Annotated in this window: 9 protein-coding genes; 5 read left to right on the top strand and 4 right to left on the bottom strand. The window is 70.0% G+C overall.

Annotated features, from left to right (window positions below; all coding sequences use genetic code 11):
• Window positions 1-144 precede the first annotated feature (144 nt).
• The 3 genes from FRAAL_RS23575 to FRAAL_RS35880 all read left to right on the top strand — a co-directional run bounded on the left by FRAAL_RS23575 (window position 145) and on the right by FRAAL_RS35880 (window position 6,839).
• A complete protein-coding gene (locus FRAAL_RS23575; RefSeq protein WP_011606491.1) occupies window positions 145-1,413 on the top strand; it encodes a cation:proton antiporter in 1,269 nt (422 codons plus the stop codon).
• A 560-nt stretch (window positions 1,414-1,973) separates the two neighbouring features.
• On the top strand, window positions 1,974-3,026 hold the full coding sequence (locus tag FRAAL_RS23570) for a hypothetical protein (protein WP_011606490.1): 1,053 nt from the start codon (window positions 1,974-1,976) through the stop codon (window positions 3,024-3,026).
• Window positions 3,027-3,707: 681 nt separating this feature from the next.
• Window positions 3,708-6,839, top strand: a complete 3,132-nt coding sequence (locus tag FRAAL_RS35880) for a beta-propeller fold lactonase family protein (RefSeq protein ID WP_308204164.1) — start codon at window positions 3,708-3,710, stop codon at window positions 6,837-6,839.
• A gap of 166 nt (window positions 6,840-7,005) precedes the next feature.
• Here FRAAL_RS35880 and FRAAL_RS23560 read toward each other — a convergent pair whose 3' ends face one another.
• Window positions 7,006-7,695, bottom strand: a complete 690-nt coding sequence (locus FRAAL_RS23560) for a histidine phosphatase family protein (RefSeq protein WP_041940928.1) — start codon at window positions 7,693-7,695, stop codon at window positions 7,006-7,008.
• A gap of 163 nt (window positions 7,696-7,858) precedes the next feature.
• Here FRAAL_RS23560 and FRAAL_RS23555 point away from each other — a divergent pair, with 163 nt between their 5' ends.
• Window positions 7,859-8,920, top strand: coding sequence for a methyltransferase domain-containing protein (locus FRAAL_RS23555; protein ID WP_157892200.1), 1,062 nt, complete (start codon window positions 7,859-7,861; stop codon window positions 8,918-8,920).
• Between the two features lie 81 nt (window positions 8,921-9,001).
• On the opposite strand, the gene FRAAL_RS23550 is transcribed toward FRAAL_RS23555, so the two are convergent.
• Entirely contained in the window at window positions 9,002-9,994 is a 993-nt protein-coding gene (locus tag FRAAL_RS23550; RefSeq protein WP_063822659.1) for an LLM class F420-dependent oxidoreductase, read from the bottom strand.
• Between the two features lie 2 nt (window positions 9,995-9,996).
• Here FRAAL_RS23550 and FRAAL_RS23545 point away from each other — a divergent pair, with 2 nt between their 5' ends.
• Window positions 9,997-11,136 carry an SAM-dependent methyltransferase gene (locus FRAAL_RS23545; RefSeq protein WP_231861254.1) on the top strand — a complete coding sequence of 380 codons (1,140 nt, stop codon included), beginning with the start codon at window positions 9,997-9,999 and terminating at the stop codon, window positions 11,134-11,136.
• A gap of 3 nt (window positions 11,137-11,139) precedes the next feature.
• Here the strand turns inward: FRAAL_RS23545 and FRAAL_RS23540 are convergent, their stop codons facing one another.
• Window positions 11,140-12,432 carry a glycosyltransferase gene (locus tag FRAAL_RS23540; protein WP_041940927.1) on the bottom strand — a complete coding sequence of 431 codons (1,293 nt, stop codon included), beginning with the start codon at window positions 12,430-12,432 and terminating at the stop codon, window positions 11,140-11,142.
• A 251-nt stretch (window positions 12,433-12,683) separates the two neighbouring features.
• A complete protein-coding gene (locus FRAAL_RS35235; RefSeq protein WP_011606482.1) occupies window positions 12,684-12,845 on the bottom strand; it encodes a LuxR C-terminal-related transcriptional regulator in 162 nt (53 codons plus the stop codon).
• Window positions 12,846-12,941 lie beyond the last annotated feature (96 nt).

The following is a 12,941-nucleotide window of genomic DNA, read 5'->3' as shown; positions in this document are numbered from 1 at the left end:
AATGGTCGGGTTCTGGCTACAGGCATTCGGGATCGAGGGCCGGGCCGGTTTGACCGAGGAGGCGGATGGTGCTCTCGGGTTGGTGCTGAAAGACGTTCGAGCAGGGTCCTGATCGTCTTGCGGACCTACTCGATCGCCCACACTATGGTCGCGCAGTTGCCGCCGGACGGGAGCACAGCATTGGACTCCGCAGTCGCGGTCGTGGCGGTGACGCTGATGGCCTACGCGCTGGTGGATCAGCGCCTGGGGCAGACGCCGATCAGCGGCGCGTTGGTGTTCACCGCGGCCGGCCTGCTGGCCAGCGAACAGGTCGCGGGACTGATCACCTCGTCCGTCGGTGAGCACGGCGTCGGCGCCGTCCTGGAACTGACCCTCGTCCTCGTGCTGTTCACTGACGCCATGGGGGCCGGCCTGGGTTCCTGGGTGACGGAGGCGCCGCTACCCGGCCGGCTGCTGGGAATCGGGTTCCCACTGACCATCGCCGTCGGCTGGGTGCTGGCGTCGGTGCTGTTCCCCGGCCTCGGCATATGGGAGGCGGGGCTGCTGGCGGCCATACTGGCGCCCACTGACTCGGCACTTGGGCTGCCGGTCATCAACAACCAGCGGGTTCCTCCGCTGATCCGACATGCACTGAATGTCGAAGGCGGCCTCAACGATGGCCTGGCCCTTCCGTTCGTGACCATCTTTCTGGCCCTGGCGCAGGAGGAAGAACAGACCGCCGGCCGCGGACACGCCGCGTCGGTGTTTCTGCGCGCCCTGGTGGCCTCCGGCGCCATCGGGGTGGCACTGGGCGCCGGTGGCGCCCTGGCCCTACGGTGGTCGATGAACAAAGGCTGGTCCAGCCGGCCGTGGCAGTCGGTCGCGCTGCTGGCCACGGCGACGCTGGCCTACGTGCTGGCTGACCTGATCGACGGCAGCGGCTTCATCGCAGCATGGGCCGCCGGCCTCGTGGCCGGCCTGATCGCGCGCGAGAGCCTGGCCGCGGCGCAACAGATGCCGCAGGATGTCGCCCAGCTCGGTGTCTCCGTGAGCTTTGTGCTGTTCGGCGCCCTGTTCCTGGCACCCGCCCTCGAACACACGACCTGGACGGTGGTCATCTACGGGCTGCTCAGTCTGACTGTCATTCGGATGATTCCGGTCGCCGTCTCGTTGTGTGGATCAAAGGTCGCACCCCAGACCGTGGCGTATGTCGGCTGGTTCGGGCCACGCGGGCTGGCGTCGATCGTCTTCGCGGACCTGGTCGCCACCAGTGGTCTGCCCGAACAGCACCAGATCGTCCCGGTGGTGATGCTGACTGTTGGTATGAGTGTGGTTCTGCACGGCCTCACCGCGCCGTGGGGCGCTCGGCGCTACGGACGCTGGTACGCGGCCGCGACAGCTCGCCATCCTGAGATGCGCGAAGCCAATGGATGATCTTTCTGGTTCGGTCCTTACTCTGCATCGTCCCTGGTCGGGAGCCGCGTGGAGACCCGGCGACGGCAATTTCGGGGCCTACAACCAGGATCAGTCGGAACTACATCCATGACCGGAGGGGATACGGACCGAACCGATCCCCGGCAGATACGACGAGATCAACTCACGCCCAATTTCATCCGCAACATTCCAGTGAATAGCCAAACTGATCACGACGTAACGACCACGGTAATCACAACCAGATCCACACTCTGGTCGCGCCGCACCCGTAGCGATCCCCCCTGGGCGGCTGCTCGACCAGTCGTGCTGGCGCCCGAGGCGGTCCGACTGCAAGATCGAGGGCAGTTCCGATTCGTGACTCCTCTTGACACGGAGCGACACACGGACTAGAAGTTCGACGTGGATGCGGCTCGATTACCGTCGATGTGGCCGCATCTGCGGACCTGGTGCAGCGTCGCACAACCCGTGCCCCCCTCGGACTTTGTCCTTCCGGTGTGCATGGGCGCATCTGCCCGCACCACACCCCTGACGCGAAGGTTGACGTGAGAGCACATCTGTCCGTGCGTACGCGCACAGCGGGAACCGTCCTCGTCCTGGGTGCCGCGTTGGCCGTGGCCATCCCGACCGCGGCGTACGCCAACACCGTGGCTGTCACGGTGAAATCACCTGGAGCTACCAGTGGTCCCTCGACCGCGAACTCAGAGATCTCGACCCACGCGGACTGCAGCAGCGGCCTGATCTCCGGAGGTGGGATCAACCAGGCCACCGGCACCGGCAACGGCAACCATGTGATGGGTACTTCGCCCAGCTCGGACGGTACCTCCGAGTACACCGGTTCCACCGGGGTCGTCGGCACCGACGTGACCCACTGGCTCGGGATCGGTGGAAGCGGCGGCCAGGCCGACAGTTCCTTCTCCACGACCCCCTTCGCGGTGTGCTTCACCAGCAGTCTGATCAATCACACCCAGGTGGTCATGAACAAGGTCAACGCACCCACCGCGGCGACGACGGTGGGTCGGGTTACCGCCACCTGCCCGGCGAACACGATCCTGCTGGGCGGCGGTGCGCGTGCCACTCCGGCCAGTGTCGGCGACTTCAAGCCGATCGCCAGCTTCCCGACCTTCAACAACTCCGCGCATGACTTCGGGCTGAAGGCCGCGGCCAATGGCGAGACCAATCCCGACTCCTGGACCGCCGTCGGGTGGGCCAACGGCACCAACAGCACCAATGAGACCTATGTCTACGCGATCTGCAGCGGAAGTAACATCAACATCAGTGGTGTCACCGTGAAGGTGCACTACAGCGAGGCGAGCGGTCCGACGGCGGGGAGCACGGGCCAGAAGGTGACGGTCAACTGCCCCAGCGGGGACGGCAAGTTGATCAGCGGGGGCGCTGCCATCAGCGGGGGTAGCGTCACCACGACCGACTTCACCGGACCAGGCTCAGGCGGCGACCACCTCAACGGAAGCTTCCCCAGCGACTCGAGCGGTAATCCGGTGAGTAACGGGACCACCACGGCGGCGTACTGGACGGCCTTCACCCACACCGGAGGCATGAGCTCACCGAGCACCTACTCCGACGTCTGGGCGCTGTGCGCCAACGACGGCGTCTGAGGACACCCAACCTCGTGGTCCGCGGGCGGCGGCCCCGGCTCCGAAGCGCCGCCGCCCGATGCCCTGTCGCATGAGGGCACCCGCGGTCTCAGAACCGTGGAACGGATCGTCCGCCGACCGGTGTCCCACCGTCGCCCGACCCTGGACGGTTACCGAGGACACCGTCAGCTCCTCGTCTGCGTCTGACTGAGCGACCGACGACCTGGAATGGCATCGCGCGGGACAGCCGGTGCCGTTTCGGGCCGGCGACCTTCCCGCGAGGAATGCGGCGCGCCGATCAGACCGCACCGTGTGCGTATCCGGTCTGACAAAAACAATTCTGGCCCCTGGAGTCTGTTTCGGGGTGCATAGCTAAGAGGGTGCTTGAACTTGGCAGGTTTTCTTGGATCGCGAACACGCTGTCGACGGAGACGCATAGTCCTACCACGTCGTCATGTCGTCGCGTGGTCCGTTTCGGTGCTGGGCATGGTGCTGAGTCTGGGGCTGACCGGCTGCGAACCTTCTTCGCCGTCGCCGTGTGGGAAATCGGGTGTCCTCAGCGGGACGACGTGCACCTACAACACGGTCGGGTCGGACACCTTCACGATCCCCACGGGTGCACGGTGGGTTCAGATCACGGCGGTCGGCGCCCAGGGCGGCCACTATTTTGTTGCCGGTGACGCTGCTCACGGTGGCTCGCCGGTGGGAGATGTCACCGGCCGCGCCGGTGGGGGCGGCGGCCAGGCGTCCGGCACGATCACGGGTCTGCCGTCGGGCCGGGTACTGCAGGTCGACGTCGCCGGCAAGGGCGCCGACGGCACCGCTGCCAGCCGCTCGGGCGGAAAGAACAACGGGCCGTCCGGAGGGCAGGGTGCCGTGGGAGGTTTCGGCGGCTCCAACGGAGGTGTGGCCAGCGTCAAGGGGGACGCTGGCGGCTCCGACGGCGGGACCGCGAGTAACAACGGCGGCAACGGCGCCGGCGGCGGCGGTTCCTCGGATGTCCGGGTCGCCGCTGCTGGCTGCGCGGCACTGACGTGTGGTCTGGCGGATCGAGTGCTGGTCGGCGCGGGCGGCGGCGGCGGTGGCGGCACGGGTGGCCAGGGCTACGCGCTGGGCGGCGCGGGCGGCGCTGGTGGCGGTGCTGCCGGCGCTGCTGGTGGTGCCGTCGTCGACGGTGGCCATCCGGGGGCTCCTGGGGGCGGTGGCGGCCAGACCGCGGGCGGGGCCGGGGGGCTCAACCCTGGACGGCACGCGGCGCCGCCTCCCCCCGATCCCAACGATCCGCGTTTCGGCGGTGACGGCGCTGATGGCGCCGCCGGCACGGGCGGCGTCGGAGGCGTGGGAAACCAGGCCTGCCTGGGTGAGCACAACCCGCCCTGCCGGAACCCTGATGACACGGAATCGGGCGGTGGCGCTGGTGGCGGCGGCGGTGGCGGGTACTTCGGCGGCGGTGGAGGTTCGGGCGGCGGTGGCACCAGCATCGGTGGCGGCGGCGCGGGTGCCGGTGGCGGTGGCGGCAGCTCCTTCACGTCCGCCGCGGTGACCTCTGCCGTTCTGACCACCGGTGTCAACACCGGGACCGTCAACACCGGGAACGGCCAGGTCACCATCAGCTGGGGTACCTCTGCGTCGCCCAGCCCCACCCCGTCGACCAGTCCCTCCGCGTCGCCTACGTCCCCGACGTCGACTCCGACGTCGACTCCGACCTCGGGGCCGACGCAGGGCCCTGGCACGAAGCCGGCCGCGGCCACTGCTTACGTGATCAACAACACCGGTAACACGGTGACGCCGATCGACGTCACCACCAACACCGCTGGCACCCCGATCAGGGTCGGCGCGAGCCCCAGAGGGCTTACCGTCACGCCTGACGGCAAGACGGTTTATGTGACGAACCGGGCCGACAACACGGTGACGCCGATCGACGTCGCGACCAACACTCCCGGTACGCCGATCCCGGTTGGGCGGTTCCCGTTCGGAGTCGCGGTGACTCCCAATGGCAGGACCGCCTACGTCGTGGACAACGCCAGCAATGACGTGACGCCGATCGACGTGGCCACGGGCACTCCCCGCGCCCGCATCCCGGTGGGTAACGACGCGCACGGTATCGTGATCACGCCCGACGGTCGGACCGCCTATGTCGCCAACGCCGCAAGCAACACGGTGACGCCGATCGACGTGGCCTCCAACACTGCCGGCACGCCGATCCCCGCCGGGAACAACCCGCAGTGGGTTACGATCACACCCGACGGAAAGACCGTGTACGTCACCGACAACGCCAACGCAGGCAGCGCCACGGTGACGCCGATCGACGTGGCCACCAACACCGCAGGAAAAGCAATTCCGGTGAGCGACCGCCCCGTCGGAATCGCGATCACGCCCGACGGCAGGACTCTGTACGTCACCAACGAACGGGACAACGTGGTGACGCCGATCGACGTGGCCACCAACACCCCTGGCGCTACAATTTCGACAGGGGGTGTCGAGCCGTTCGCCATTGCGGTCACACCGGACGGCGTAGCCGCCTACGCCGTCAACCGCGACAGTAATTCGGTGACGCCGATCGACGTGGCAACCAACACCGCCGGAGCCCCCATTTCCGTCGGTGAACGACCGGTGGGAATTGCGATCGCCCCCGCGCCGGCCGTACCAGCCGGACCGGTGTGTGGGAAGACCGGTGCGCAGTCCGGCACGACAACCATGACCTGCACCTATGACACGGTCGGATCGGACACCTTCACCGTGCCCGCGGGTGTGAGCTCGGTCGAGATCACGGCGACCGGCGCCCAGGGTGGGCACTACTTCATCGCTGGTGACGAGGCACACCCGTCCCCCGCGGGGGACATCACCGGGCGTCCCGGCGGCAGCGGTGGCCAGGCGACCGGGACGCTGACGGGTCTGACCGGCGGCCGGGTCCTGCAGGTGGACGTGGCGGGTAGAGGCGCCGATGGAACGGCGGCGTCACGCTCGGGCGGGATGAGCAACGGCCCGTCCGGCGGATCGGGAGCACTCGGCGGGTTCGGTGGGTCCAACACCGGCGTGTCAGGTGGGCCCGGTGACGCCTCCGGTGCGAACGGCGGAACCGCGTCCAACGGTGGCAACGGCTCCGGCGGCGGCGGCTCCTCCGACGTCCGCGTCACCGCCGGTGGGTGTGCCACGCTCGCCTGCGGCCTCTCCACCCGCGTGCTGGTCGCCGCCGGCGGCGGCGGCGCCGGCGGCGTCGGCGGTCAGGGCAACGCGCTCGGCGGGGCCGGGGGCGACGCCGGCACCGACGCCGGGGCGACCGTGGATGGTGGTAACGCCGGAGTTCCGGGCAAGGCCGGCACCCAGACGGCGGGAGGCAGCGGGGGACTGAACGCGTGCCGCCATGGCGCAGGAAATCCCGCGCCCAGTGACCCGCTGACCGATCCGCGCTGCGGCGGCGACGGTACTGACGGCATCTCCGGAGCCGGCGGGACCGGCGGAGCCGGAAACAAACCCTGCAACGGCACGTACACCCCCGCCTGCTCGAACCCGACCGCCACCACATCCGGTGGTGGCGCGGGCGGCGGCGCGGGCGGCGGGTACTTCGGTGGTGGTGGCGGCGCCGGGGGCGGCGGCACCTTCGGCGGCTACGGGGGCGCCGGCGCCGGGGGCGCCGGCGGGAGCTCGTTCGCCGCATCGAGCATCGTGAACCCAGCCCTGGCGACCGGAGCCAACTCCGGCACCGTCAACGGCGGCAACGGTGAGGTCACGATCACGTGGACCACTTCCGGGACCTCGGTTCCGACTCCGCTTCCGGCGCCGGAGCCGACTCCCGTACCGTCCCCCACGCCTGCCCTGGAGCCGAAGCCCTGACCAGAGACAAGACAGACCCTCAGCAGTAACGCATTCCAACAACGCAAGAGCACGACCCCGCACTCGGCCGGTGGCTGACACAGCCACCGGCCGAGCCGGCGCTCTGCGCAATGCCCTCCCTGTCAGTCTCGGGTGAGACATCCGCCGGGTGCGGGTTGGCTGCGGGCTACCCGGCCGCGCGGTTCTCGGAGACGGCCTCGCGCGGCGGAGCGCCGGTGACATCGTGGGCGGCGACGTCAGGAGGGGCGGACCCGCCCAGCGGTTCGCCATGCCACTGAACGAGGTTCCAGCCGGTCGAGGAGTCGCCTTCGAGCGTGACCATCCCGGTGTTCGCGAGCCACCGATCCTCGACGGACCCACCATCGCCGACCCGTATGCCGACCCAGGTTCGGATCGCGGAACCGTGACTGACGAGCAGGATGGCGTCGTGCTCGCCATGCGCGGCCGCGATGTTCGCGATCGCGGTGTCGTAGCGGGCGACGAACAGGTGACCGTTCTGCCCACCCGGCATCGTCCGGTCCAGATCGCCGTGGATCCAGGCGGCGTTGACGTCGAGGTAGGTCGCGATGGACGTCCTGTCGCTGCGCAGCTCGAGTTCGCCCGCGGCGATCTCCTCGATGCCTTCCACGACGCCGACTCCCAGCCCCCGTGCTTCGGCAAGGGGCGCCGCGGTGAGCTGAGTGCGAACCAGGACCGAGGCGTAGATCGCCGAGATCGTCTCACCGCGGAGTGCGTCGGGCAGCCTACGTGCCTGCGCGTGGCCCAGGGCGGTCAGCGCGGCTCCCGGCCGCCCTGTGTCGAGGGCGCCGGCGACGTTGGAGGGGGTTTGGCCGTGTCGGAGCAGCATCAGGCGCATCGGCACAGAGTCTAACGGGCCGGTACGGGTGGGGAGTCGACACTCGTTCGCCCTGCCCGAGGTGACCGGGAGCATTCCGGGGATCGCGTGGAAGAGGACGGAAGAGGTTCGCGGTGCCGCCGAACGGGACAGGCCCTCCGTAGTGAGGAAGGAGCACTGCCTGATGCAACCGTCCCCGTCCCCGTCCCCGATCAGTGGTCGCAGCGCGGCCGATGTCGACCACACCGTCCCGCCTGCGGTCCACCCGTCGGCGTCCGAGCGCGAGCTTCGGGTGCCGCCGGTAGGCGGGCCGCAGGTTTCCCGGAAGCCGGCGCGGGTCGCCGGCCACCAGCCGCAGCCGAGTCACGGCGATCCTGCCGCCGCTGCGCCCCGCGTGCTCGCCGTCGTCGACGGCCCGGACACGGCCGACTACACGGACGCGGCCGACTATGTGGCGCACACCGCGACGCTGCGAGGAGTCGTCCGGCAGCGGCTGGTCAGCCGCGCACTGATCGGGCATCTGCCGCCCGCGCCGGCGCGGCTGCTGGACATCGGCGGTGGGAACGGCGTGCAGGCGCTGGAGTTCGCCCGGCGGGGATACGACGTGACCGTCTGCGAGCCCGACCCACGGATGTTGGCCGAGACGCGACGCGGGCTGGCCGACGCCCCCGAGTCGGTCCGGCGGCGCGTGGAGCTGGTCCGGGGGGACGGCCGGGACGCCGTTGACCTGGTGGGGACCGGCTGGGACGCCACCTTCTGCCACGGCGTCATCATGTTCGTCCCCGAGCCGGCGCCCCTGTTGCACGTCCTCGTCGAGCTCACCCGGCCCGGCGGGATCATCTCCGTGGTCGGCAAGAACGGCCCGGCGCTTGCGCTGCGCGCGGGACTACAGGGTCGCTGGGGGGACACCACGGCGCTGCTCGGCGAGCCCAGGTCCGCCGGAGCCGCCAGGTCCGCCGGAGCCGCCGGAGCCGCCGGAGCCGCCGGAGCCGCCGGACCGGGCTGGCAGCCGGCGGTGCAGATGCCACCCGGCGACGATCCGGCGAACGTCGCCGCGATCCTCACCGCCGCCGGAACGCGGTCGCTCGCCTGGTACGGGATCAGGACCTTCACCGATCATCTCGGCGGCATGCCGCCGGGGCCGGACGTGGACGCCGTCGTCGACGCCGAGTGGGCGGCCGGGGCGCGGGACCCCTATCGCGGGATCGCCCGCCTCATCCATCACGTTCATCGCCGGACCGGGTAGCGCGGCGGCCGCCGGCGGGTCCGACCCCGTCGCCGCGCGGATGCGATCTTCTGTCCGGTCCAGGACGTGCGGGCGGAGCGTTCATCCGATCCCCGCTTGTTCTCGCTCGGTGTCCGCGCCGGTGGCCGTTCGGGCCCGTCGCGCCAGTTCTCCGACGAGTCGCCAGGTACGCAGTCGGTCGTCGTCGGTACGGAAGGCGGCGGGGGAGATGCGCACGTCGGTCGCACCGGCATCCAGGTATCGCCGGATGCCGGCGGCGACGGCATCCTCGTCACCGATCAGGGCGAGGTCGGCGGGGTGGATCGCGCCCTCCGCGTCCAACACGGCACGGTAGGAGGGGACGTTGCCGTAGGCGGCCAGGGTTCGCTCCGCGTGGGCACGGGTTCCCGCGACATCGGCGGTGACGGCGGCCGGGACACCGACCGCGATGGTGGGGGCGGGACGACCGGCGGCGCGTGCCGCCCCGACGATGGTGGGGACGATCGACTCGGCGAGGGTGCGCGGCCCTGCCAGGTAGGGCAGCGTTCCGTCGGCCAGTTCGCCCGCGGCGCGCAGGGCCTGGGGACCCATGGCCGCGACGAGCAGCGGGATCGCAGGGGTGACGCCGGTCCGCGGACCCGTGGGTGACGTCGTGGGCAGGCGGGCGGTGACGGTCGGGCCCTGGACATCGGCGGCACCGGTCTCGAACACCGAGCGCAGGACGCGGAGGTAGTCGCGGAGGTGGCGGATGGGCCGCTCGAACGGGACGCCGAAGGCATCCTCGACCACGGCCCGGTTTCCCAGGCCGATGCCGAGCAGGAAACGGCCGTCGGTGGCGATCTGCGCGGTCCTGGCCTGGGCGGCGGTCACGAGGGGATGGCGCTGGTACATCGGTACCGCCGCGGTGCCGATCCCGATGCCGGGGACCTCCCGGCCGACGAGGGCGGACACGGTGATCGCGTCGATGTCGAGTCCCTGGGAGAACCAGACGGTGTCGACGCCGGCCTCCGCCGCCTCATGGGCGCGTTCCAGGATGACACGCAAGGTGTCGCCGACGGGGGTTGCTCCTGTATGCAACGAGATCCCGAGGCCCACGGATGACCGACTCCTTCGACGACGCGTCGCGAATCCGAACATCGTTGTGGACGCTCGAGGACGCCCCACTATTCCTGGCCCTTCCCGTGCACCCATGGTGGTCTCGGTTGCCGCGGCCGAATCGCTTGACCGATACCGAGTCCTTGCGGCGGATACCGTGTGGCGCGACGTTGCCGAGGCAGAACGGAAACGGCGACCCGACCACGACTTCTGGGCAGGACATGACTTCCACCAGGCACGACGGAGACACCTGGGACCTGGCGTCCAGCGTCGGCGCGACCGCCACCATGGCCGCGGTGGCCCGGGCGATAGCGACCCGCGCGGATCGTCGGCTCATCGACGACCCGTTCGCCGCACCGCTTGTCCGGGCGGTCGGCATCGATCTCCTCACCCGGCTGGCGACCGGCGACGTGCCCCCAGACGGCCTGGTCGAGCAGGTGGCCATCGACGTGGCCAAGGTACGGGCCAGGTTCTACGACGAGTTCTTCCTCGAGGCGACGAACACGGGTATCACGCAGGTCGTGATCCTGGCCTCGGGGCTGGATTCCCGCGCCTACCGACTGCCCTGGCCGATCGGGACCGTGGTGTACGAGCTCGACCAGCCGCGGGTCGTCGAATTCAAGACCCGTACGCTGGCCGCGTTGGGCGCTGTGCCCACCGCCGACCGGCGAGTGGCCGCGGTCGATCTGCGCGACGACTGGCCCGCCGCACTGCGCGCCGCCGGCTTCGACCCGGCCCGGCCGACCGCGTGGAGCGCCGAAGGCCTGCTGGGCTACCTGCCGCCCGAGGCGCAGGACCGCCTGCTGGACACCGTCACCGAACTCAGTGCGCCGGAAAGCCGGGTGGCCACCGAGAACCGGCCCAACCCGAAACCGGGCGACGAGGACAGGACGAAGGAAGCCCTGAACCGCATCTCCGAACGCTGGCGTGCGCACAGTTTCGATCCCGACATGGCGAGGCTGCGCTATTACGGTGAGCGCAACGAGACGGCTCCCTACCTGGCCGACCGCGGCTGGGCGCTGACCGGAATAAGCGTCCGAGACCTGCTCGCCGCCCACGGCCTTCCGCCCCTCAGGGACGACGACCTGCGCATGGGAGACGTGCGCTACGTCAGCGGCGTCCGCAACAAGACCACGAAGTAGCAGCTAGGAGCCCGCCCTGGGTCGGGGCGGCCGGGAGCCGTGCACCTGTTCCAGGATGTCGGCGGTGCGGCCGGGGGCATCGTCCGACTTCAGCTGGGCGGCGAAGCGGGCCACCCGTTCCCGCCGCCCGGGGTGCAGGAGTGGTTCCACGGCCCGGGCCAGCACCCGCTCGTTGAGGTCGGAGAAGCGCAGCGTGGCCCCGATCCCCAGCCGCTGCAGCCGGGCGCCCCAGAAGGGCTGGTCACCGAGGACCGAGCAGACGACGGTCGGCAGGCCGGCGCCGATTGACGCCGCCGTGGTGCCGGCGCCGCCGTGGTGCACCGCGACGCGGCACCGGGGCAGCACCGCGTCATGGTCGAGCGCCCCGACCACACAGACCTGACCGTCCGAGCTGATCCCCGCGGGCAGATCGGTCCATCCGGCGCTGACCAGCGCGCGGACCCCCAGGGAACGAGACACCCGCTCGATCAACGCCAGCGTGCCTCGCGCGTTGTGGATGGGCATGCTCCCGAATCCGAAGTAGACCGGCGGCTCGCCCTCGTCCAACCACACGTCGACCGCCGGGTCGAGCTTGTCCTCCCCGAGCAGCCGCCGCTGCTCCGGAGACAGTCCCAGGAATCCGACGAGTGGTCGGCGTTGGTCCCAGTGTTCCAGTTCCGGCACCAGGAAGCGGCTGAACGCCTGGATTTCGGTCGCTCCGGCCCGGGCCAGTGCGGTCGGGGTGGGTTCACGGGTCGGCGGAAGACCAAGTCGGCGGCGCAGCCGGTTGACGTCCGCGGCGATCACGCGCCAGCCGGCGAATTCGATCGGCGGATACATCATACGGTTCACCGCACCGGGGAGTCGGCGGGTGCTGAGGACGAAAAGCGGGAAGGCGCTGTTCTGGCGGAGCGGCGCGTGGTGCAGACCGACCATGGGCACCTGTCGCCATTCCGCGATACAGGCCGCCTCGTCCTCGGTGAGGATCCCGGAGACGATGAGATCCGCGCCGTCGCTGGCCTCCGCCATCGCCTCGGCGATACGGTCGGTGTTCTGGCGCTTGAAGTCCATGAAGCCCTTGATCACCTGCCGCACGTCGCCCGCGCCCAGCCAGCGCCGGACCTCCTCGGATCCCATGAACTCGAGCGGCTCCGCGCCGATCGGCGACACCTCGACACCCATTCTGATCCCGAAGCTGGCGATCTCACCCGGCAGACCCATGATCACCTCGTGTCCGCGCCGGATCAGTTCGGCTCCGAGCACGGCCGCGGGCTGAACATCACCGCGGGTGCCCACGGCGAAAATCGCGACGCGCACGACGACCCCTCTCCGGAAGGACACGAACATCGCCGAGTCGACGCCGGGGACGGGCATCCTCGTCGTCAACAACAGAAAGCACAACGGGGAGCCGACGACCCAGGCACCGCTCGACGACGGAGCGATGGCATGACCATTGTGGTGGGAATGCCCAGCCAGTCGCGGACACGATGGGCGCTACCGCCACAGGGGCCGATGGTATCGGACAGTCAAGGCATTGAGGATCTTTACTGGCGCCGGGGGCACGGGACTCATCCGCGCAGGAAGCGGAGGACCGCGAGTACGCGTCGGTGTTCGCGGTCGCCTGGTGTCAGGTCCAGTTTCGTGAAGATGGAGGTCACGTGGGCCTCGAGGGTCTTGACGGCGAGGTTGAGGTCGATGGCGATGGCGGTGTTGGAGTGTCCGGGTGCCATCAGGGGCCAGCACCGCCCGTTCCCGGTCGGTGAGTCTGCCCAGGGGGTCGTCCTGGCGACGGCGGGTGACGAGCCGGACGACCGGGTCGGCGTCGA

It is taken from the genome of Frankia alni ACN14a (assembly GCF_000058485.1).
GTDB lineage: Bacteria > Actinomycetota > Actinomycetes > Frankiales > Frankiaceae > Frankia > Frankia alni.
This window is presented reverse-complemented; position numbering and strand designations above follow the sequence as displayed.

Coding starts and splice junctions, on each gene's coding strand:
- FRAAL_RS23575 (WP_011606491.1), top strand. CDS start 145: ATGGTCGCGCAGTTGCCGCCGGACGGGAGCACAGCATTGGACTCCGCA.
- FRAAL_RS23560 (WP_041940928.1), bottom strand. CDS start 7,695: ATGCGCCTGATGCTGCTCCGACACGGCCAAACCCCCTCCAACGTCGCC.
- FRAAL_RS23555 (WP_157892200.1), top strand. CDS start 7,859: ATGCAACCGTCCCCGTCCCCGTCCCCGATCAGTGGTCGCAGCGCGGCC.
- FRAAL_RS23545 (WP_231861254.1), top strand. CDS start 9,997: ATGACCGACTCCTTCGACGACGCGTCGCGAATCCGAACATCGTTGTGG.
- FRAAL_RS35235 (WP_011606482.1), bottom strand. CDS start 12,845: ATGGCACCCGGACACTCCAACACCGCCATCGCCATCGACCTCAACCTC.